Source organism: Pilosibacter rotomagensis (genome assembly GCF_045062245.2).
Classification (GTDB): domain Bacteria; phylum Bacillota; class Clostridia; order Lachnospirales; family Lachnospiraceae; genus Pilosibacter.
Genome location: NZ_CM170323.1, coordinates 663,996 through 686,141, shown reverse-complemented (window position 1 = coordinate 686,141; position 22,146 = coordinate 663,996). Strand labels below are relative to the sequence as shown.

The following is a 22,146-nucleotide window of genomic DNA, read 5'->3' as shown; positions in this document are numbered from 1 at the left end:
TTTTTCTTACTGTTTATTTCAATTTCCGTAATAACTCTACCGGAAATTTGTGATTCATCTGTGTTTGACCTGTGTTCAAACTGTGAAAGAAGGCACGCAAAACCGGGCATTTCTGCGTCAAAACTGTGGCGAACGGATTTGCGAGCAGCCGCCTGCCCGTCCCTGGCCGCTACAAGCCTACGCTTATATGCAAAGAAGACCCGGCGCAGATACCACTTTCGGTACCCACTCCAGGTCTTCTCCCTATTCTCACACCCCCGGCAGCCGCCCGATCACATCGATCCCGGCGAATACCAGAAGTCCGTTTTTTATGATAAAATTTAAGATCACGATCCCCGCCGCTGCGTAAGCGATCCGGTCATCCAACTCCGGTCGGAATCTCCTGTTTCCCGTGGCAAAATACAGGATCCAGGAAACCGCAGCCCACACAGCTACCGATGCCATATACGGCACCACCGGATGGTACAGAAAACTTAGTACCGGATGCCCTGAAAGGAGTGCCCGGACGGCTCTCGTTCCCCCGCATCCCGGACAGTAAAGCCCGGTCATCCTCTGAAACAGGCATGGCATCTGGAACCATGTCGGGATCATAATCTGGCTGCGATCTTCTGGCGCAGTCCACCGACCTTTGCTGCTGCCGCGTCGAACTCTTCCCCTGTCATCTCACCGGTCAGAACCGCGAACTCATCTTTTCCTTCCAGTGTCACAAATTTCACGTCACCGAAAGCTGCCGCAACGGCCTCTTTCTTTGCTCTCTCAGAACCCTCAAACCGTGCAAAGTACTTTCTGGAAAGCTCAGCCGCCGGATGTACCTCAAGCTTCTCGCTGCTCCAGCCGATCTTCTCCGGCTCATCGCCGAAGCGGACTGCGGAGATCATATCCCCGACAACGGCGCTGGCTGTCGGCAGTTTTCCTGCTCCGCTTCCATAGAACATGGACGCACCCAGCATATTTCCCACAACGAGGATTCCGTTGAACACATCTGTCACCGCATACAGCGGGTCTTTCGCATCCACGAGGACCGGCGCGACCTCCAGATAGATCTTTCCATCTTTATTCACGCTGGTTCCGAAGAGCTTGATCGCCGCACCCATATGTGCCGCGTAGCTGGAATCCATGGAAGTGATTTTTGTGATTCCCTGGGTCGGGATCTCCTCGTAGTTTACTTCTTTTCCTGTTGCGACCGCAGTCAGGATCGCGATCTTTCTGCAGGTGTCATATCCTTCAATATCTGCCTCCGGGTTGCGCTCCGCGTAGCCCAATTCCTGGGCGCGCTTTAACGCCTCCTCGAAGCTCCATCCCTCTTCATTCATCTTTGTGAGGATGTAGTTTGTCGTTCCGTTTAAGATACCGGAGATTTCTAAAATCTCCTCGCCGCCGAGGCTCTCCACAAGCGGGCGGATGATCGGAATACCGCCGCCGACACTTGCCTCAAACAAGAAGCTGATGTTCTTTTCCGCGGCGATCCGGATCAGCTCTGTCCCATGGGCCGCAACCAGTGCCTTATTGGAAGTCACCACATGCTTTCCCGCGAGCAGGCAGCGCTTTACAAACTCGTAGACCGGTTTTGTTCCGCCCATGGTCTCCACAACGATCCCGATCTCCGGGTCATTTACGATCTGTTCCACATCATGGATCACAAGCTTCTCCACAGGACTTCCCGGAAACTCCCTGAGATCCAGGATATATTTTACTTCGATCGGCTCTCCAGCCTTTTTCTCTACGCTTTTGCAGTTCTTGTCAAGAACCTCATACACGCCAGAACCGATGGTTCCGTATCCCATAATTGCCGCTTTCATCCGTCTATTTCTCCACTCCTAAAATTTTTACGTTCTGCACGCCCTTTAAGTGCTCGATCTCCTCAACCATACCGGCAACATTTCCCGTATCTGAGAGAACTTCCACGCTGAGCGTTACCGTCGCGGATCCGTTTACCGGGATCGTCTGGTGGATCGTAAGGATATTCGCGCGGTAATCCGCAACGATGTGGAGCAGGTCAGACAGAAGCCCCGGCTCGTCCATCATCTGGGTCACAAGTGTCACTGTCTTTCCTCTCGTGTTGTCGGAAAACGGAAGAATATCATCCTTATACTTATAGAAGGAACTGCGGCTTAAACCGACCTGTTCCGCCGCCTCCTGCACCGTCATGTTTTTGTCCGCCTCGAGGAGACGTTTCACCTCAACGACTTTCTGAAGGACTTCCGGCAGCGCTTTGTCACGAACCACATAATACTTGTTTTTTTTCTCCATATATCAGACCTCGCAAGCTAAAAATTTCTTTTTTATTACCGAAATCATACTTTTCGTCCATTGCTCTGGCACGTTACCATATGTGCGTCCCAGAAAAACATGTGTACGCAAGAATCTTAGCATATTTTGGATGCTTATGCAAGCAGATGTTTGTGTGTTTGCCCCTGCCGCTTGACATTTCTCCTTTGCAGGACTTACACTTAATTCATATTAAACCTAAGGAGGTTTCCATATGTCATCCATGACCATCGCCCAGCTTCAGACCCACGTATTTTCCGATAAAATGCAGAACATCGAGGCTCTGCGCCCTCTGATCCAGAAAGCAAAAAATTCCGGCGCAGATCTCGTCTGCCTTCCGGAAATGTTCAACTGCCCCTATGAAACACCGAATTTCCCTGTTTATGCAGAAAAAGCAGGCGGACCGGTCTGGCAGGCGCTCTCTGACCTTGCAAAGGAATTCGGGATCTACTTTTCCGCCGGATCCGTCCCGGAATGTGACCAGGACGGACATGTTTTCAATACCGCCTATGTCTTTGACCGAAGTGGAAAGCAGATTGCCCGCCACAGAAAAGTCCACCTCTTCGACATTGATGTAAAAGGCGGACAGTATTTTAAAGAATCTGATACTCTGACTCCCGGAGACTCCGCTACCGTATTCGACACGGAATTTGGAAAAATCGGTCTCTGCATCTGTTTCGATATACGCTTTCCGGAGATCTTCCGACGGATGGTGCTGGAAGGTGCTGATATCGTCCTTGTTCCGGCAGCCTTCAATATGACTACCGGACCGGCACACTGGGAGCTTACCTTCCGTGCCCGCGCTCTGGACAACCAGATTTTTGTCTTCGGAACTTCTCCGGCGAGAGATCTCTCCGCCTCCTATCAGGCCTTCGGTCACTCTATCGCTGTCTCCCCATGGGGCAGAGTCTTAAATCAGATGGATGAGCACGAGGGAATGCAGATCACTACCATTGATCTTGACGAGATCACGTCCGTCCGGGAGCAGCTTCCACTTCTGAAAACACGAATGGAGAATCTGTAAATCAGGTTCTCCATTCGTTTAAGTTTCCTTTTTATGCTTACAGATGCTCTTCCATCTCACTATTGCGATGAACACCGGTGATCGCGTACTCCGCCCACTCCGCAATATTTGTTGCATGGTCACCGATCCGCTCCAGATATTTGGCGATCATCAAGACATCAAGAATCTGTTCCTGAGTTGCCTCACCGTTTAAGATACCATCGGCAAGTTCTTTTTTGACCTCATTAAAAAGGTTATCGATCACATCATCGTATTCAATAACTTCTTTTGTCTTTTTGAGATCTCCGTTTGCAAAGCTCTCGATGCTCTCACGAACCATAGATGCAACGGCTTTTGCCATCTCGCCAAGTCTTGTGGCCTTTACCGGAGCGGAAAGATCGGTCGTCTTTACGATCTCAGCGATATCGCCTGCCTGATCACCGATCCGCTCCAGATCCGTGATCATTTTTAAGGTGGAGGAAATCGTTCTGAGATCACTTGCCACTGGCTGCTGCTCTAACAGGAGCTTCAAGCATTTGCTCTCGATGTCCCTCTCCTTTAAATCGACATTCGCGTCCGCTGCCAGAATCTTCGCTGCCTGTTCCCGATCCATGTTCATCAGTGCCTCGTACGCTCCGTCGATCATGCTCTCGCAAAGATTTCCCATCTCCGCGAGCATCTTATGCAGCTCTTCCAACTGTTTTAAAAATGCATCTCTCATAATCAGCCAAACCTCCCTGTGATGTAACTCTCTGTGCGCTCATCTCTCGGGTTCGCGAACAGATCGCCTGTATTATTGTACTCGACGACCTCACCTAACAGGAAGAACGCGGTCTTATCAGAAATACGCGCTGCCTGCTGCATGTTGTGGGTGACGATCACGATCGTGTACTTATCCTTTAACTCCATCGCCAGATCTTCAATTTTTGATGTGGAGATCGGATCCAGAGCAGAGGTCGGCTCATCCATCAGGATAACCTCCGGCTCTACTGCCAGAGTTCTTGCGATGCAGAGTCTCTGCTGCTGTCCGCCGGAGAGTCCCAGAGCACTTTTATTTAGGCGATCCTTCAGTTCATCCCAGATCGCCGCCTGCCGTAAGCTTCTCTCAACGATCTCATCGAGATCTGCTTTTTTTGTGATTCCGAAGATTCTCGGGCCGTAAGCCACATTGTCGTAGATGCTCTTCGGAAACGGATTCGGCTGCTGGAAGACCATGCCGACCTTGTGACGCAGTGTGATGGCATCCATATCTTTAAATATGTTCTTTCCGTCAAATTCTACTTTTCCCTCGATCTTCACACCCTCCACAAGATCATTCATGCGGTTTAAGGTCTTTAAAAATGTGGACTTTCCGCATCCGGACGGTCCGATGAAAGCTGTGATCTTATGTTCATCGATCTGCATGTTGATATCCTTCAACGCGTGGAAGGCGCCGTAATGCAGATTCAGCTTTTCGATATCAAATTTCGGTTTTATCGCTGTCATATATTTTTCCTCTCTAAAACTGTCATATGCCGGTCTCATGTATTGTTTCGGCTGTACGGCGTCTCCTTACGCTTCCTCGCCGGAATTCTTCTTCTTTAAGTGATGGCTCCACACATTCGCACCGATGCTGAATGCCAGAACCAGGATCATAAGGACCGCGGAGGCGGTGTTCGCCAGTGCCTTATCCTGACCGTTTACCTGAAGGTTCCAGATCTGGATCGACAATGTCTCTGCCGGGCGGAACGGGTTGAACGGGCAGGTCGGGGCTGCCAGGTTCCAGTTGCCCCAGCGCAGGTCACTTCCAGACCCTGTGGTGTAGAGGAGCGCCGCCGCCTCACCGAATCCACGTCCTGCCGCCAGGATGACGCCTGTCATGATGCGTGGGAGACATGCCGGAAGAAGTACATGGAAGATGGACTGCCATTTTGTCGCTCCAAGACCTAAACTCGCCTGAAAATATCCCGCCGGGAGTCCCTTGATGGCATCCTCGGTGGTCGTCGTGATAAGCGGAAGTGTCAGGATCGATACGGAGAGGGCACCCGCCATCAGGCTCTTTCCCATTCCGAAGAATACGAGGAATACCAGATATCCGAACAGGCCCACAACGATGGACGGAAGGGAAGAAAGTGTCTCGATACACATTCTCAGAAACTTTGTCATTTTTCCCTGTTTCGCGTACATGGCCAGATAAATTCCGGCGCAGACACCGAGGGGGATGGATACCAGCAGGGAGATAAATACGAGATAGATCGTGTTGAACAACTGGTTTCCGATGCTTCCTTTTCTCGCGAAGCGGAACATCTCCGGCTTTGCCCCCATGAGACCGCCGATGATGACCTTGCCCGCAAAGCCGATCAGAAGAGCGAAGAAGAAGATCGCAACCAGGTAGAAAATGACTGTCATAACGCGGTCCACACCGCGTGAACGTCTGATCTTACTTTCCATGGTCTAATTTTCCCCCTTTGCTGCGAACTGCTTTACCGGCACTGCCGTCGTGCTGGTTTTCACAGATGTGCTTGTTTTTTCTTCTTTCTCCGGCTTTACCGCTGTCACATGATGGATCAGGAAGATGAAGAACAGGGAGATTGCAAATAACAACAGTGCCATGGTCCAGAGTGCGGATTTCATCTCGCCGCCCTCCATGGCGTTGCCCATCTGGGCCGCGATCTCGGTGGTCAGAGTCTTTGTCGTTGAAAAAATGCTTGTGGGAAGCGCTGTTGTCTGACCGATGACCATGGCAACCGCCAGGGCCTCACCGAAGGCTCTCGCGAGACCTAAGATCACACCGGAAATGATTCCAGGCGCTGCCGCCGGAACTACGATCCGGTATATGGTCTGCCAGCGGGTAGAGCCGAGTCCGTACGCCGCCATTCTGCATTCCTTCGGTACGGAGTGAAGGGCATCCGCCGCAACACTTGTGATCGTCGGGAAGATCATGACCGCTAAGACCAGACCTGCTGCCAAGATGGAATGTCCCACCTGACGGTCAAACAAGATCTTGATCGCCGGTACAAGCACCGTAAGCCCCACCCAGCCATAGACAACAGACGGGATCCCGGCGAAGATCTCGACTACCGGGCGGTAGAATTTCTCGCCAAACTCCGGGGAGATCTCCGTGATGAAGATCGCTGATCCCAGGGAAAACGGAGTCGCGATGAGAAGCGCCAGGCCGCAGGTGCAGAGCGACCCAGCGATGAAGATCAGCGCACCGATGCTGCCGCCGCCTGCCATATTGTCCTCCGGTGCCCAGTCTGCAGATCCTAAGAATTCCAGGAAGGAATGTCTGTAAACCAGGAATGTGGATGATCCCTTGTATACAAGGAACGCGCCGATCACGATCGTCAGAAGAATTACGAACAGTCCACAGACGGTCATCAGATCCCGCCACAGATATTCTCTGACGAACATGCTTTTTTCTTTACCATTCTTCATAAGTCCTCCTGCTTCCTATATTCGAAGCAAATTCTATCATAAATCATATCGGGGCGGGCCAGATTCGTCTGCCCCGCCCCTGTTTCGCAGCTCTCTTGTCCATGTCCTCTTTTTTCTTTCATCCGGTCGGATCATGGCTCACTGCCCGGTCTTAAGTTTTGTCTCAATTAATGCTCAGTATTTGTCATCTTGGAAGATACGCCGTATCCTAAGGATTCCATCTTTGCGCCGTACTCATCGGACATGATGTAGTCAAGGAATGCGCTTACAACTTCGTCCGGCTCACCCTTTGTATACATATGCTCAAATGTCCATACCGGATATTTTCCAGCGTATGTATTTTCAAGTGTCGGCTCTGCGCCATCGATCGCTACGGTTGCAACTCCCGCATCACCTGTCAGATAGGAAAGTGCTACATATCCGATTGCACCCTTCGTATCTTTTACATTCTGAAGAAGAACACCGGAATCATCTGTTTCCATGGAAGTGTTGGAAGCTTCCTCATTTCCGTCGAGCGCGTATTTCTGGAAGGTTGCTCTTGTACCGGAAGATGTCGGTCTTGTTACAAGGACGATGCTCTCATCCGGTCCACCGACTTCTTTCCAGTTTGTTGTCTTTCCTGTGAAGATGTCGATGAGCTGCTGTTTTGTAAGATCCTCAACGCCGCCTTCTTTTACATCGTTATTTACGATTGGAGCCATTGTGACTACGCATACCTGATGATCAACAAGCTCTTTTGCCTGTGCTTCGTCAAGCTTTGCGGATGCCTCAACATCGGAGTTACCAATATTTACGGTTCCCTCGGAAACCTGCTTTAAGCCCTCTCCGGATCCGCCTGCATCGATCGTGATGGAAACGTCCGGGTATTTCTCGATAAACATGTCTGCCGCATCATCAACCAGCGGTTTTAATGCGGAAGAACCTGCCGCTGTGATGGAACCGGTGAGCGCTGCTGTCTCGGTTGCTGCTGTTGTATCTGCTGCCGCTGCGGTCGTGTCTGCTGCCGCTGTCGTCGCTGCTGCTGTTGTGGATGCTGTACTGCTGCTTCCGCATCCTGTCATCATGCTGACTGCTAAAACTCCTGCACCTGCAAGTGCCATTACTTTTCTTGTTTTCATAATCTTCTCCTCCTCAAAGGTCTTTGTTTTTGTTTTTTCTTTCTCTGTACAGTAATATTTTTATCACGAAACAAAAAATGCAAAAACCATGATTCGGTAACTAGTTTGTATAATCTATGTAAATTGTAAATTCAAAATTTCGTTTAAAAATATAGCCGGGTAAAACCAGTTCTCTCAAACAAGTGAAAACACGCTTCGCGAGTTTCCCCTTGTTATCCCGACAGTCGCCAAGGTCTCGCGCAAGCGCGGACTTTGGCTCGTTGTTCGCGTAAATACAGAAAAAAACGCACCGCCTGACCGCCCGGAATTTTCACTCCGGACTCATCAGACGATGCGTCTTTTCTCTTTATGATCCTGAACTTTTTACATTCTTCGGTCCGCCATAGCAGCTTCCCGCAGCCATTCGATCACCATGATCCTACAGGAGCGGCTTTCCGGCCCTCCTGCGCTCCTTATACTCCTGCTGCCGGACCTTCCGGTGCGACTGCACCACCTGGAACCGTCACGGAGCTCTGTGCTTCTGACTGGGATGCCGGACCGGCGCTCGTTGTCGCCTCCGGTACTGCCGCGGTGGAATGCTCATATCCCGGTCCGACCGGAACTTCCGCTGTTGTCTCCTGCGGATTTGATGGATGGAATGCCTCTGTGGAGGTCTCTGCTTCATCCGTCGGGCTCGCCGCATGACTCTCCGTCGGTTTCACATAGATATTTCCATGCTCATCCGTCTCATAAGCCGCGCTGCTGCTCTCATGACTTCCGGAAGAAGTCTCGATCGGCTTTCCATCTGGTCCCGTCTCAGTCTCCTTTGTGCTCTCCGATTCTTTTCTCGACTCATTGAGCATGGATTCCATCTGGGACTCTTCCTGACTCTCCTTCTTGCTCTCTTCCTCGGCAGAAAGTGTCGTAGACTCTGTCGCTCCCTTCGGGATATAGCCCTGATCAGTCGCTACATGGTCGATCTCCTTGCCTGCCTTGCTGAGTCCTGTAGCCGAGGCGATCTTGCTGCTGATCGTCTGAACAGTGCTCGACGGTGTGTAGTTCTCCTCCGCATAGAGGAAGTTATGGAGACTTGTCACGTTGCTGACAAGCGTCTGCGGGATAACGCAGGCCGCGTTGTTTTTTCCGATCTTGATCTTCTTCTCTCCGCGTGCTGCCGGGAATCCCATGCTGTCGCCGAGATGATACTTTGTGATATTCTTCACCATCGGAAGAAGATCATTGACATTGATGTTTGTTGCACACATTGCGGACATATTTCCCACAAGGCTGTTTAAGGTCGCGAAATCTGCTTTCTTTGCCTTCTCAAATGCCTTCTGGATGACAAGTCTCTGACGCTCGGTACGCGCGTAGTCACTGTCCATCAGACGGAGACGTCCGTAAGCAACGGCCTGGACACCGTCTAAGTGGTTCACACCGGCGCTCTTCAACTGAACAGATCCGATTCCGGTACCTTTTACAGTCTCTGTGATAAATGCGTTAATATAATAAAACTCAGATTTACTGATATCGATATCAACACCGCCAAGGATATTGATTGCAGTCGCGACTGCTTTCCAGTTGAATGCAACATAGTGTGTGATATTGAGATCCAGGTTTTTATTCAGTGCCTTGACCGCCTGTTCCGGACCGCCAAGAGCGTATGCCGCGTTGATCTTATTATATGTGTTTTTGTCACTCACATTCAGGTAAGTATCACGGAATACGGATGCCAGTTTGATCTCACCTGTCTCACGATTTAAGTTTGCGATCATGATAACGTCGGACTGGCTTCCCTTTCCGGTCGATCCGTCACGGGAATCCAGACCAAACACGGCGATGGTCCAGTATCCTTTTTCCATCTTATCCCTCATTTCCAGAGAGATATTCTCATTCAGAACATCTTTCAGATCGAACTCATTCTGTCCGTTCATTTTTCCGAAGTTGTGCTGGATATATGCGTAGACAGCTCCGGAGAACCCAAGCACCAGAACGATCAGTGCGATCAGAACACCGATGATAATCTTTTTCTTTTTGTTTCCGTTTTTGCGTCTCTTGTGGTTATGGGAACCTGCGCCATGGCTCTTCGCTGCTGCGCGCCCTGCCCGGCTTCCCGGATCCGCACTCATGGAATACAGATTTTCTGTCTCGTGGGAATGATGCTTTGCAGCTGTCTCCCTTTCGCTCTCACGCCGTCTGCTTTTTCTTGCGCGCGAACGGTCTAATTCGTCTTCATAATTCATGTCATTTGTCCTCGTATTAGTAAGCGTTTTTATTGATGAATCCCTTGAAAACTGTTAAGAACATGATCTTGAAATCAAGACCAAGCGTCCAGTTCTCGATATAGTAGAGATCGTGCTCGATCCGCTTAATGATCGAGGTATCTCCACGATAACCATTCACCTGTGCCCAACCGGTAAGACCGGGACGGACTTGATGTTTGATCATATATCGCGGGATTTCTTCCTTAAATTTTTCAACGAAAAACGGCCGTTCCGGTCTCGGTCCCACAAGACTCATATCCCCCATGAGAATATTGAAAAACTGTGGAACCTCATCGATGCTTGTACGGCGGATGATTTTTCCGATGAGAGTTACACGGGCATCTCCCTTTGTCGTCCAGCGGCTCTTTTCCTTACTTGGATCCTGGACCGTCATGGAACGGAACTTATACATCTTAAACGGGCGGTTGTGAAGTCCGACCCGTTCCTGACAGAAAATGATCGGTCCCGGAGATGTCAGTTTGATGAGCAGTGCCACGATCAGCATGATCGGGGAGAATAAAACGATCCCCACGATCGCACCCACGATATCCACAGCTCTCTTGATCGCTGCATTCACCGGATCATTTAGCGGAACACGGCGGATGTGGATCACCGGTAGTCCCTGGAGATCCTCCATATAGGGGATCGTCGGGATAATATTCCCATAATCCGGGATAAATTTCGTGTGTACGCCGGATTTTTCACAGAGCGCAACAATATGGCGGAGCTTTTCATATTCGCCAAGGCTCAGTGTAACGGCGATCTCATCGAGACTGTTCTGCTCTAAAATATAATCAAGGTCCTCGACACAACCGATGACCTTAACTCCCTTATACTCACTTCCGCGTTCCTTCGTATCATCAATGATCCCGCGGATCCTGTATCCCCATTCCGGATTCTTATTCACCCGGTCGATAAAACCTTCTGCCGCGGAGGAATATCCTACCAAAAGGATATGTTTCTGATTGTATCCTTTCGAGCGCATGGACCGGAGCACGATCCGGATCCCGTTCCGCTCGATCGTCATAAATGCCACGTTCAGAACGTAGAAATATACAACCAGCCTCTGGGAGAAGTTGTAGAGGTGCGGCTCTTTTCTTCCCAGGTACAGGACAAGACCGAAAATTAAAAATCCGATCGAGTTTGCCTTAAAGATCTTTCCGAATTCGTTTCTGCGCCCAAGCACACGCTTTGGGGTGTACAGTCCAAATAAGGAGTACAAAAGCAGATACGCCGGAATAATAACGAGCAGCGCGCCAAAATAAAATCCGACCTCAAGTGTCCGTTTTCCAAGCTGGTTCGCCCATCCGCTTCCGATCACGATAAACCATGCGAGCAGATAAGAGAACGCGGTCACGCAGGCATCAAGCACCACATGAAAACGGTTGAGGCTCTTTTGATTGTCTTTGATCATATGATTTCACCCTGTTTTCCAAGGAAAATGCTGCCGGTTTTATTGTTCCGCAGCATTGTAATGGTGACAGCCCGGTCAGAGCATAGTACCGCCATCGTAAAATTATGCATACATAGTATACATAAATTTTTCCTGTTTGCAAATAAACGTTTTCTTAAGAAAATCTGAGATTTCCGTAAAATATCGGTTACAGTACGCGGACATTCCCTGTCCGCGCACTGCAGCAACCGTTGAATTGCAATTCAGGCTTTGACTTTCAGCTTTGCTGCCTGTCTCCTGGAAAACTCATAAATATAAACTGCGGTGCCGGCGATCAGCTCGATCTGGATCCCGATCTCCCGCTTTAATCTTCCCTTAAAGGAAGGAACACGCTTACAGTTTTTCAGTGTTCTGATCCCCTCAAGGAACCCGGCCACATAATCTTTTCCGAATCCCATCTTCTTAAAGAACAGGAATTTCACAAAAGTACCGGCCAGAAGACACGGGGAATTCAAGAGCAGCTGCCACCCCCGCATATTCTTATAATTTAAATAGACATTGTTTCTCGCCGCAAGTTTTACCTTGAAGGAGTTATATTTGGAACCGCTGGTCCCGCTTCCCACATGGTACACCACCGCTTCCGGACAGAACACATTGTCATATCCGTAAAGCTTCGCACGATATCCCACATCGATATCCTCAAGGTACGCGAAGTGCATCTCATCGAAGTATCCGATCGTCTCAAACACTTCCCTGCGGTAGATCGCCGCGCCGGCACAGGCCGTAAACACGCGGCAGCTTTTTTTATAAAGACCTTCCGGACGTCCAACGCCTCGCTGGAATGCCCACCCGAGAACGCTGTACATATCTCCGGCATCGTCCATGAGATCCGGATGATACATCTGGATCATCTTGCTGCTGACGGAAAAGATCTTCTCCGACCGGTCCATGGCCCGCTCCAGCGCTTCCACATAGTGCGGAGCCACTTTCGTATCGTTATTTAAGAGGATCACATACGGAGTATCCGCCGCCTTGATCCCGACATTGACCGCACCGGAAAAGCCGGTGTTCTCCGGAAGAAAGATCGACGGGATCTGTTTCTCCTTCAGCCACTCCACACTTCCGTCCGTGGATCCGTTGTCCACCACAAGGATCTTAAAATCCTTTGTCGTCTGTCTATCCAGAGCCTCAAAGCACGGTTCCATAAACGAGAGTCCGTTATAATTCGGAATTATGATCGTTGTCTTCATTCGTCTAACGGTACCTCCAGTTTATATGGTTCCCCGATCTTCTCCTTTTTCAGGTCGCGCAGAGCAAAATTTGATTTCCGCAGCGTCAGGTTCGGGTTGTAATAAGGATCTCCGTTCTTTAAGATATCCGGCCAGCGCTTCGCGAAGGTTGCGATCTCGCGGTTGAATCTCGCCACTTTCTCCGGAGTGTCCTCAAGACCGCGGGACTTCGATTCGTAATGATGCAGCACCGCATACGGAGCATAGACCACGAGTTTTCCGATCTTTCTGACCTTCATGCAGTAGTCGATATCATTGAATGCGACGGCAAGTTCCTCCGTAAATCCGCCCACGGCGTCAAATACGGAGCGCTTGCTCATCATGCAGGCCGCTGTGACGGCGCTGTAATCCTGGGCGCACATTGCCCGGTTGAAGTAGCTGTTCTCAGATTTGTGGAGACCGATAAACGTGTGTCCCGCGATGCCGCCGAATCCGATGACAACGCCGGCGTGCTGGATCGTGTCATCCTCATAGAGAAGTCTTGCGCCGACAATTCCGACGTCCTCTCTCTGGGCAAAGCCGAGCATCTCCTCGACAAAGTTCTTTGCGATCAGCTCGATATCGTTGTTCATGAACAGAAGGTATTCGCCCTTTGCATGCTGTACGCCGAAGTTGTTGATCGCGGAGTAGTTGAACTCCCGCTCCCAGCGGACAACGTGTACATTCGGGAATTCCTTCTGGATCTTCTCATAGTAAGTCCATGTCGCCTGTTCCGTGCTGTTGTTCTCCACAATGACAAACTCGAGGTTCTTGTACGTCCCTTCCGTCAGCATCGGGCGGATACAGTTGTCGAGATCGACGGTGTGGTCCTTGTTCGGGATGATCACGGAGACAAGCGGATCTCCCTTGATCTTAAATGTCGTGTGATAAATGCCGTAGTCCACGCCTTTTTCCACTTTCTCCGCCTCGATCCCCACTCTCTTATAGTGGTCCATAATCGCGCGGGAACCGGCTGTGAAGGCGTAAAGCTTGCTCTCCGGGTTGCTCGCCGTGGAATTCGGATGGCAGCGCCAGTGGTATAAGACCTTCGGGATATGGCAGATCTTCTCTGCATTCTCCGTACAGCGGAAGATAAAGTCATAATCCTGGGCTCCGTCATACTCCGCCCGGAAACCGCCGACTTTATCAAGCAGTTCTTTCTTCACCACGAACAGATGGCAGATATAGTTGACGCTCGTCAGAAGGTCTGGATTGAAATCCGGCTTAAAATGCGGGTCAAACAGTTCATCTCCATCCATATCCAGCTTGTCCTCATCGGAATAGAGGACATCACATGATCTGTTTTCATTCAGTTTTTTCGCGCACTCGAAGAGCGCATTCGGTGTCAGACGGTCATCATGGTCCGCAAGGACAACAAAATCGCCCTCCGCCATCTCGAGAGCCGCGTTGGTATTACCGGAAATTCCGAGATTTTCGCCCAGAACCTTATACCGGATCCTCGAATCTTTCTCCGCATATTTCTTTAATACATTCTCAACGCTCTCTCCTGCCGGGCTGCCGTCCGCGATACAGAGTTCCCAGTTCGCGTAGGTCTGCTCCACGATGGAATCCAGCATTTCCTTTAAAAACTTCTCCGGAGTCTTATAGACCGGGATCACGATAGAGAACTTCGGCATATACTCAAAGGTCTCTTTTTTCTGCGCTTCTAGCTCTTCCTCCGACGGTTTTGTGAGATTCCACCACTCTGCGTAGTCGTAATCGTCATCGATTCCCTGGATCTTATGCTTTGATTTTAAGATCAGGGCCTTCAGACCATTCTCTTTCAGGAAATCCCAGGCAACATGAACCGTCTCCATATTCATCAGGTTCATGAGTTTCTGGACTTTGCGGTTCGCCGCTCCTGTCTTTTTGCGGATCATCATATCGCTGTATTTCACGCGGGTCGTCTTCTTCTCCCCGCAGATTACAAGATAGTAGATCTTTCCATGTTCATACGGGAAACGGATATCAAACCCGAGATCGCGGTCGATGATCTTTTTGTAGTAGATCTGGCTCACGTCGTCCCGCCTTGTCGGAACGATCTTCGCATCCACCGGATTCCCCGCTTCGTCCTCGATCCGGTATGTGATCACGGAATCCGGGTCATTTTCCACAGCCCAGCCATTTAACTGGATCGTCTGCTCACGGACTCTCATCACTTCAACACTGTATTTCATACTTCCTCCTGCGCAGCCGGCGTGTCAAAATTGATCCGCTCCTCCTCGACAACAAGTGGACGGTGCATCACACGGGTATTGATGCTCATGATATACTCGCCGAGCAGTCCGATAAAGAAGATCTGGACCGAACCAAGGAAACACATTCCGATCAGAAGCGGCGCCATACCTGCCGCAAAGCGGTCCCAGTAGAGGAGCTTCATGATCAGATATACCATTCCGACAAGAAAACTGATCCCGCCGCAAAATGCGCCAAAGAATGTCGCAAGGCGCAGTCCCGCTTTCGTGTAGGAGGTGAAGCTTAACATCGCCGCATCGTATAATTTATAGAAGTCATTGTGAGTCTTCCCCGCGCGGCGCTTCGGCTGTTCATACGGGATCTCTTTTCTCTTAAATCCAAGCTCCGCGACAATTCCGCGAAGGAACGGAGTCGGATCATTCAAATTTCTTAACACTTCGATAAACTGTCTGTCATAGAGACCGGATCCCGTGAAATGTTCGATCTGCTCTACATCAGACAATTTACGGATCAGTTTGTAATAGCAGCTTCTGAGCCAGTACATGACCGGATTTTCTTTGCTGCTCGTCTTGATCCCGATAACGATCTTATAGCCATTCTCCCATTCATGGACATACTTCGGAATCAATTCCACCGGATCCTGGAAATCTGCGACCATGGAGATCACGCAGTCACCGGTTACCTGAAGGATTCCATAATATGGGGAGTTGAACTGTCCAAAGTTTCTCGCATTGAAGATCGCCTTGATCTTCGGGTTCTTTGCACAGAGCATCCTGAGCAGTTCTCTCGTCTTATCCGTGGAGTCATTGTCGATAAAGACCAGCTCGTAGTCGTACTGCGGCAGCTCTTTTGTGATGATGCCGATGACCGCTTCACTGATCGGAACGACATTCTCCTCCTCGTTATAGCATGGAATCAAAACGCTGATTTTTTTCATGTTATATTTTCTTCTTCCTTAAATAATTGTTACCTGATCTTTAACTTTTATCATTGTAACCATTTTTTCTGTTTTGTCAATACCGGGCAGTGTTCACGGCATTTTTTGTCGATCCGGATCCGCTATGCACCACCGCAGCCGGTCCTGCCCGAGTTTCCCCGTTTTTCCTCTCTATACGGTCCTTTTCCTGAGTGCGATCATCCGGGTAATGCCGGTCTTAAAGTCGACTTCCGGCTTCCATCCCGTCACCGCCTTTAATTTCTCAATGGACGGCATCAGGTTGATCAGACCTTCCGCATTTTCCCCGCGGGTATTGTATCGGGTTTCGCCCTTTCCGCCGCAGAGTGTATGGATCTCCTCCACGAAATCCTTTAATACCTTTGTCTCCGCGCCTCCGAAGTTAAAGACAGGATTTGAGATCCCCTCAAATGCCGTTTCCTCCGCCTCGCAGAGCGCCGCCATTCCTCTCGCCAGATCATCGATATAGAGGAAATTCCAGTTCTGCGTGCAGGCGCCGAGGGACATCTCCCTATTGTTCAAAAATGCGTCCAGACAGGATTCGACTAACGTCCACGGGTGGTCTCCCGGTCCGTAGGCGCTGAAGATCCGCGCATGAATGTAACGCAGGCCGAGCTCCCCGCAGAGCGTTTCGCCCTTTTCGCGCATCGCGAGCTTCGCTTCGCCGTAGAGGGATTTCGGCTCGCAGGCCGTCTCCTCCGTGATCAGATCCCGGTGCATTCCGTATTCTGCCTGGGATCCGGAGAACAGGAACTTTTTACATCCCAGTGCCTTCGCAGTCCGGATCGTCTCCAGGGAGATCTCCAGATTTTTTTCCTGAAGCGCCCGGTCTGTTCTCGACGCACTTCCGGAACCGCCCCAGCCGAAGTGGCAGAAGACATCCTGCGGCTTTGTCACTTTTTCCAGAAGCTGTTCCGGCTCGGAGAGATCGTTTTCAGTCACGAGAAGCCGCCCGGATAAAAGCGCCTCCTCGTTTCCGTCAAGGATCATGCCGAGTTTTGAGGACGCGGGGCGCGCGATGGCAGTCACCGTATGTCCTCTCCGCAAGAGTTCCCGAACTGTCGCCGCGCCGACAAAACTCGTCGCGCCTGTCATGATGATATTCATATTATGCTGCCCCTTTCCTCTGGCAAACGCAGCTGTTCAGTACCTTCACAGCTACGAGCAAAAATCCATTCCGGATCGGCTGCGCCGATGGGATTTTTGCCTTCATTCCTATCCTTTATTAAGGTCAGCGCAGCAAGTGCGCAGACCTGCGTCACTGACAAACCTACTTATTTTCCACCAGCGGGATATACATATTCTCCTTGAGTTCCTCCTCCGGAAGGAACGGCGCAAGATCCTCAAGCGGTACAGATACCATCGTTCCGTCCGGCAGCATCTTCGCAGATGCCTTTGGCTCAAATCCCTGCTTCATATCAACAAAGATCTCACAGATCACCGGACCTTCCGTCGCAAGTGTCTTCTCCACAGCAGCATCAAGCTCGCTGTTGTGATGCGCCGCCACATACGGATAGCCGTAAGCCCAGGCAAGTTTCTCCATACTCGGGAAGCTTAAGTCATGGCTGTCCACGCCGATTCCGATGAGCGGCTCATGGAAATGGGTCCTCTGGGTCTGACGGATGGAGTGGTAGCCGCCGTTGTTGATCAGGAAGATCTTGATCCCCATATGGTGATGGATGATCGTCTGGAGTTCCTGAAGGTTCATCTGGATGCTTCCGTCACCGGTCACAAGGATAATATCCTTTGTATGGTCCGCCACCCATGCACCGATCGCCGCCGGGAGGTCGTAACCCATGGAAGCGATCGCAGAGTTGCTGATAAACCGCTGTCCTTTCTTCATCTCATAGGCATGTCCGCCTACCACGCACGCGGAGCCGTTGCCCACAACCGTGATCACATCCTCCTCCACGCGTTTGCTGATCTCCTTGATCGCCGCGTAGACGTTTGCCGGCTCATCGTCTCCGGCCTCATAATGTTTCGGCAGAACGACCGGATATTTTTCTTTCCAGGTCTGGCACTGACGGATCCAGCTGTCCACTGCCTCTTTGTCCTTTGCACCGCCGTTCGGATCAAATTCTTCCTCATCGAGAACGAGTTCCAGCTTCTCGAGAAGATCCTTTACGTCCGCATGGACCGGCATATCAACGTGGACCGTCGGTTTCTTTAACTCTTCCGCGTCGATGTCATTGTAGATCACATACGCTGCTCTCGCCCATGTCGGGTAATTGTAGCCAACCTGGCGGATGGAAAGACGGCTTCCCAGCGATAATAAGAGGTCGCTGTTCTGAACCGCAAAGTTTCCGGCGCGGTCGCCCATATGTCCGGCACGTCCCACATAGAGCGGATCTGTATCGTACATGCAGTCGATGCTGTTCCAGCCGGTAACAACCGGGATCCCGAGCTTTTTCACGACTCTTGTAAATACATCAAACGCTTTTCCGATCCGGATCCCGTTTCCGGCATTGATCACCGGACGTTTTGCCTCGCGGACCTTCTTTAAGATCTCTCTCGCCTGTTCTACTGTCACAGGATCCGGAAGTTTCACGCGCTTTTCTCCCTGTCCGCTCACATCGGACGGGATCATAGCCGGTTTTCCTTCAATTTTATTCATCATGCAGATCGTGCATCCGGAACATCCGGTTCCATGTCCGGACCAGCCGGTGCCGCCCGCCTCGTAATCATCTTTGTCGAATCCCAGTAAGGATTCCGTCTCGATATACGCGCCCTGGACATTTAACGGGATGTCCAGCCAGCACGGACCAGGTCTTCCTGTCTGTGCCAGATAAAGGGCCTTTTCCAGGCAGAAGCGGATCCGCATCGGATCCAGCACCATCTCGCTGTACTTTGTCATACAGTCGATTGCCTTTGTGATCTCAAATTCCTGATCTCCCATCGCGCGGATCCCCAGACCTGTGCTGTGGGCCGTCGTGTCGTAGCGGACCTGTCCGGATAAAACGAGCATCGGGATCGAGTCGAGCCAGCCGCCGACAACGCCCGTGATCGCATTTGTTCCGCCAGGGCCTGTCGTCACACAGAGCGCGGCGATCTTGTTGTGGATTCTCGCATACGCCTCCGCAGCGATGGCGCATGCCTGTTCATGGTGGTTAAAATAGCAGTGAAGTCCCGGCTGATGTCCGAGTCCGTCATCCAGGTGCATCGCACCTCCTCCGGTCACCATAAATGCATCGGTGATCCCCTCGTCTACCAGCTTCTGGGCAATATAATCAGAAACTTTCATTCTCATAAGTGAAACCTTCTCCTCTCTCAAACTGTCAAATTCCAGCCATATTGACCTTCCTTTTCCCCCAGACACATGGCTGAGTCTGCGCCGGGTATACCTTTCTCGATTATACCATGCGGACCGCATACAGTCCAGTAAATCATGTTTTTAACGGGATTTTCAGGGGCTTCCCGGGGCATTTTTTCCCCTTTGTTTTCCGTTTTTTCCACCAGGTGAAATCCTTTCCACGGTGTTCCAGATATGCCAGGAACCCACACTGGAATTCCGTCATCACAGACTGTTATAATCAGCCGGTAAACAAAAACAACTGTACGGCATGATCTCAGGAGCTGCTGCCAATCCGTCCTGTCCACAAGCTTCTGACCTGCCGGACAAGAGCATGATTTCATATCAAAAAGGAGAGAAGGATATTATGAAAAAACAGACAAGGATCGCCGCTGTCTTATCCGCAGCAGCATTCATGACAATGGTCTCCGGGCTGCCGGCTTACGCTGCATCCCACGGCTGGGTGACAGAAGGAGATGCGAAGGTCTATTACGATGAAGACGGGTACCTCACCACCGATGCGTGGAGAAAGCGCGGGGAGGACTGGTACTATCTTGGTGAGAACGGTCAGATCGTGACCGATGCGAAGATCGACGAATATTATGTGGACAGCGAAGGAAAAATGGTGACAAGTGCATGGGTAGAATTAAAGAATGAGGAAGATCCGGACTCCCCGGAGACTCCCGATACCTTCTGGTACTACTTTGAAAAGGATGGAAAGTCCGCTGTCTCCAAATGGGTAAAATTTGACTCTAAATGGTACTATTTTGACGAGTCCGGCCATATGGCGACAGGAAAGACGGAGATCGACGGAGCTACTTACTATCTTGGAACAGAAAAAGACGGGGCGATGAAGACCGGATGGATCCGCCTGGAGGAAAACAGTCATGTGCCGGGATCTTCTGAGAGCTGGTACTACTTTAACTCCGACGGAAAGATGGTGACTACCCAGTATGACAAGAAGATCGACGGAAATTACTACACCTTCATCGACGGAAAAATGCAGACAGGCTGGGTCCTGATGCCGTCCGGGAGCGATGCGGACGCGACCGGCAGCAATGCAGCTGTCCCGAACGTTACAGATTATCAGTACTACGGACCGTCCGGGGACGGAAAACGCGCCGAAGGTTTTCACTCCATTGAGGGGATTTCCGGGATCCACGAAGCCGACGAGGTGTACACCTTCTGCTTTAAAGCAGGAAAACCATACGTTTCCACGAAAAAGGGGAATTCTCTCTTCACGATCAACGCAAAAAAATACGCCTTCAGTGATCTCGGCATCATGCAGACCGGAAGACAGATCGTGAATGTGGCGAACGATGAGATCGCGAACTTCTGCTTCGGCGAGGACGGCATCATGAAGACAGGAAAACAGACGATCTTCAATGAGGAGACGGGTGAGACCGAGAACTGGTTCTTCCACACCGACGGCGACAAGAAAGGTCAGGGATACCATGGACTCCGCGACGGCATCCTCTATGTATACGGAAAGAGACAGGACGCCACTGCCGACCAGAGATATGCACCGGCGGACTTAAACGGCACCACCTACCTTGTCGGAACAGCCGGAAATGTACAGAAAGCGTCCGCTTCCTCCACTTCCACAGCGAAACCGGAGCTTGGACGTGGATATAAAGATATCAAAGATGCGAACGGAACGATCTGGACTGTAAATACGGCCGGTGTCGTCCAGTAAACAGGACATTGAATTCCTGCGAAATAACCGCGGACCTGCTGCCTTTCGCAGCCATCCGCGGTTATTTCTATCCACGGCTGCCCGATCAGTTCTGTGCAGCCGCATTCTCCTATTTACTTTCTGTAATATACGCTTTTACCAGGCGGTTCAGTGTACCTTTCATCTGTACCACAATGTCCATCAGCCTGTCGTTCTCTTCGCGAAGCCTTTGGTTTTCTTCTTCCAGAGCACTTTTGTAATGTCGTTCCATGCTCATTGTTTTCGTCCCCCTTACGCCTCGTCCGCAGCCGCCCTTTCCCGCGTCTGCTTCCTTTTTCTTAAATATATAATACATTTTTCCAGAATTGAAAAGTAGTTTTTGAACGCAAGTTTCGACAGCTTTCGAAAACGCAAAGCGACAGTCCCACTCAAAAGCAGAACTGCCGCAAAACTCATCTTTTATATGATATGAAGTTTTTCAAATGCCCATGCGATCCCGTCGTCCTCCACGTCCTTCGTGATAAAGGTCGCGTAAGGTTCCAGGCCTTTCGCGTGTTTTTCCATGATGATGCTGTTTCCGGCATAGCGGATCATCGCCAGGTCATTCATACTGTCACCGAAGGCGTAGGAATCTTCTCTCGCGACCCCATAGTGTTTCAGGATCACTTCCATCGCCGTCGCCTTATCATAGCCTGTCGGCACACACTCATAGAGTCCGTGTCCCCGGTCGATCGCGGTCATATCCGGCGCCAGGATCTTTAAGAAGCTCTCCGCATCACTATTCTCATCCGCCAGAACACAGAACTTGTCAAAATCGACTTCTTCCGTGTTCCAGTCTGCGCTCGCAAGTCCCTGGTTTTTATATACAACGTTCTTCACATGTTCGATCTCTTCCATGTGGGAGACGCCGACCTGGACCGTACAAACCTTCGGTCCCTCAAGGATCCCGTCGAGTCTGCACGCGAGGATCGCTCTCTGGAGCTCCATCCGGCGCTTCGCGGAGATCTTTCTGTGAAGCAGGGCTTTTCCTTCCGCTTCTATGTAGGTTCCGCATCCGCAGAGGTAACCGTCGACCGGTACTTTCCCCTCAACGTCCTTCATCAGGCATCTCGTCCGCCCGGAATTGATGAATATCAGATGTCCGGCGCGGCGCGCCTCGGTGATCGCAGCCGCCGCGCTCTTCGGAAGCTCTTTCGACGCATCCACTAAGAGCGTTCCGTCAATGTCAAAAAATAATGCTTTTCTTTTCATATTGTTCTCTTATCGCATTTCTGCTGTCAGTATCTCTGCTCAGCACTTTGCAGAATAGCCGGACCATTTCCTG

The 22,146-nt window shown here is 50.7% G+C and carries 20 protein-coding genes; 2 read left to right on the top strand and 18 right to left on the bottom strand.

Annotation, left to right across the window (positions count from 1 at the left end; translation table 11 throughout):
• Positions 1-249: 249 nt before the first annotated feature.
• The 3 genes from ACI3EW_RS02985 to ACI3EW_RS02975 are packed head-to-tail and all read right to left on the bottom strand — an operon-like array spanning position 250 to position 2,250.
• Positions 250-591, bottom strand: coding sequence for a DUF2752 domain-containing protein (locus tag ACI3EW_RS02985; RefSeq protein WP_118529997.1), 342 nt, complete (start codon positions 589-591; stop codon positions 250-252).
• Positions 588-1,799, bottom strand: a complete 1,212-nt coding sequence (locus ACI3EW_RS02980) for a homoserine dehydrogenase (protein WP_405581053.1) — start codon at positions 1,797-1,799, stop codon at positions 588-590. Before ACI3EW_RS02980 ends, ACI3EW_RS02985 begins: the two co-directional genes overlap by 4 nt.
• Before the next feature lie 4 nt (positions 1,800-1,803).
• Entirely contained in the window at positions 1,804-2,250 is a 447-nt protein-coding gene (locus tag ACI3EW_RS02975; RefSeq protein ID WP_021905563.1) for an ACT domain-containing protein, read from the bottom strand.
• Between the two features lie 232 nt (positions 2,251-2,482).
• Here ACI3EW_RS02975 and ACI3EW_RS02970 point away from each other — a divergent pair, with 232 nt between their 5' ends.
• Positions 2,483-3,292: a carbon-nitrogen hydrolase family protein gene (locus ACI3EW_RS02970; protein WP_215702081.1), complete on the top strand. Its 810-nt coding sequence runs from the start codon at positions 2,483-2,485 to the stop codon at positions 3,290-3,292.
• A 37-nt stretch (positions 3,293-3,329) separates the two neighbouring features.
• Here the strand turns inward: ACI3EW_RS02970 and phoU are convergent, their stop codons facing one another.
• The 13 genes from phoU to ACI3EW_RS02905 form a co-directional block, all read right to left on the bottom strand.
• Positions 3,330-3,992, bottom strand: coding sequence for a phosphate signaling complex protein PhoU (phoU, locus tag ACI3EW_RS02965; RefSeq protein ID WP_118530003.1), 663 nt, complete (start codon positions 3,990-3,992; stop codon positions 3,330-3,332).
• Positions 3,993-3,994: 2 nt separating this feature from the next.
• Positions 3,995-4,756: a phosphate ABC transporter ATP-binding protein PstB gene (pstB, locus tag ACI3EW_RS02960; RefSeq protein WP_118530355.1), complete on the bottom strand. Its 762-nt coding sequence runs from the start codon at positions 4,754-4,756 to the stop codon at positions 3,995-3,997.
• A gap of 66 nt (positions 4,757-4,822) precedes the next feature.
• Positions 4,823-5,701, bottom strand: coding sequence for a phosphate ABC transporter permease PstA (pstA, locus tag ACI3EW_RS02955; RefSeq protein ID WP_118530005.1), 879 nt, complete (start codon positions 5,699-5,701; stop codon positions 4,823-4,825).
• 3 nt (positions 5,702-5,704) lie between these two features.
• Positions 5,705-6,688 carry a phosphate ABC transporter permease subunit PstC gene (gene pstC, locus ACI3EW_RS02950; protein ID WP_118530007.1) on the bottom strand — a complete coding sequence of 328 codons (984 nt, stop codon included), beginning with the start codon at positions 6,686-6,688 and terminating at the stop codon, positions 5,705-5,707.
• A gap of 167 nt (positions 6,689-6,855) precedes the next feature.
• On the bottom strand, positions 6,856-7,806 hold the full coding sequence (locus tag ACI3EW_RS02945; RefSeq protein ID WP_118530009.1) for a phosphate ABC transporter substrate-binding protein: 951 nt from the start codon (positions 7,804-7,806) through the stop codon (positions 6,856-6,858).
• A 452-nt stretch (positions 7,807-8,258) separates the two neighbouring features.
• On the bottom strand, positions 8,259-10,025 hold the full coding sequence (locus ACI3EW_RS02940; protein WP_243022236.1) for an LCP family protein: 1,767 nt from the start codon (positions 10,023-10,025) through the stop codon (positions 8,259-8,261).
• A 16-nt stretch (positions 10,026-10,041) separates the two neighbouring features.
• Positions 10,042-11,460: an undecaprenyl-phosphate glucose phosphotransferase gene (locus ACI3EW_RS02935; protein ID WP_118513715.1), complete on the bottom strand. Its 1,419-nt coding sequence runs from the start codon at positions 11,458-11,460 to the stop codon at positions 10,042-10,044.
• A gap of 242 nt (positions 11,461-11,702) precedes the next feature.
• On the bottom strand, positions 11,703-12,689 hold the full coding sequence (locus ACI3EW_RS02930) for a glycosyltransferase family 2 protein (protein WP_118530011.1): 987 nt from the start codon (positions 12,687-12,689) through the stop codon (positions 11,703-11,705).
• Positions 12,686-14,884, bottom strand: a complete 2,199-nt coding sequence (locus ACI3EW_RS02925; RefSeq protein ID WP_405581063.1) for a glycosyltransferase family 2 protein — start codon at positions 14,882-14,884, stop codon at positions 12,686-12,688. Before ACI3EW_RS02925 ends, ACI3EW_RS02930 begins: the two co-directional genes overlap by 4 nt.
• Positions 14,881-15,840, bottom strand: a complete 960-nt coding sequence (locus tag ACI3EW_RS02920; protein ID WP_118530015.1) for a glycosyltransferase family 2 protein — start codon at positions 15,838-15,840, stop codon at positions 14,881-14,883. The genes ACI3EW_RS02925 and ACI3EW_RS02920 overlap by 4 nt, the downstream gene beginning before the upstream one ends.
• Before the next feature lie 171 nt (positions 15,841-16,011).
• On the bottom strand, positions 16,012-16,965 hold the full coding sequence (locus tag ACI3EW_RS02915; protein WP_215702087.1) for an NAD-dependent epimerase/dehydratase family protein: 954 nt from the start codon (positions 16,963-16,965) through the stop codon (positions 16,012-16,014).
• Positions 16,966-17,128: 163 nt separating this feature from the next.
• Positions 17,129-19,105, bottom strand: coding sequence for a thiamine pyrophosphate-binding protein (locus ACI3EW_RS02910; protein ID WP_405581067.1), 1,977 nt, complete (start codon positions 19,103-19,105; stop codon positions 17,129-17,131).
• A 20-nt stretch (positions 19,106-19,125) separates the two neighbouring features.
• A complete protein-coding gene (locus ACI3EW_RS02905; protein WP_405581070.1) occupies positions 19,126-19,455 on the bottom strand; it encodes a hypothetical protein in 330 nt (109 codons plus the stop codon).
• 59 nt (positions 19,456-19,514) lie between these two features.
• Here ACI3EW_RS02905 and ACI3EW_RS02900 point away from each other — a divergent pair, with 59 nt between their 5' ends.
• Positions 19,515-20,843: an N-acetylmuramoyl-L-alanine amidase family protein gene (locus ACI3EW_RS02900; protein WP_485663264.1), complete on the top strand. Its 1,329-nt coding sequence runs from the start codon at positions 19,515-19,517 to the stop codon at positions 20,841-20,843.
• Between the two features lie 109 nt (positions 20,844-20,952).
• Here ACI3EW_RS02900 and ACI3EW_RS02895 read toward each other — a convergent pair whose 3' ends face one another.
• Positions 20,953-21,099 carry a hypothetical protein gene (locus ACI3EW_RS02895; RefSeq protein WP_182426457.1) on the bottom strand — a complete coding sequence of 49 codons (147 nt, stop codon included), beginning with the start codon at positions 21,097-21,099 and terminating at the stop codon, positions 20,953-20,955.
• Between the two features lie 182 nt (positions 21,100-21,281).
• The gene (locus tag ACI3EW_RS02890; RefSeq protein WP_329751808.1) at positions 21,282-22,073 is read right to left on the bottom strand and encodes an HAD-IIB family hydrolase; all 792 of its coding nucleotides are present in this window, start codon (positions 22,071-22,073) and stop codon (positions 21,282-21,284) included.
• Positions 22,074-22,146: the final 73 nt, after the last annotated feature.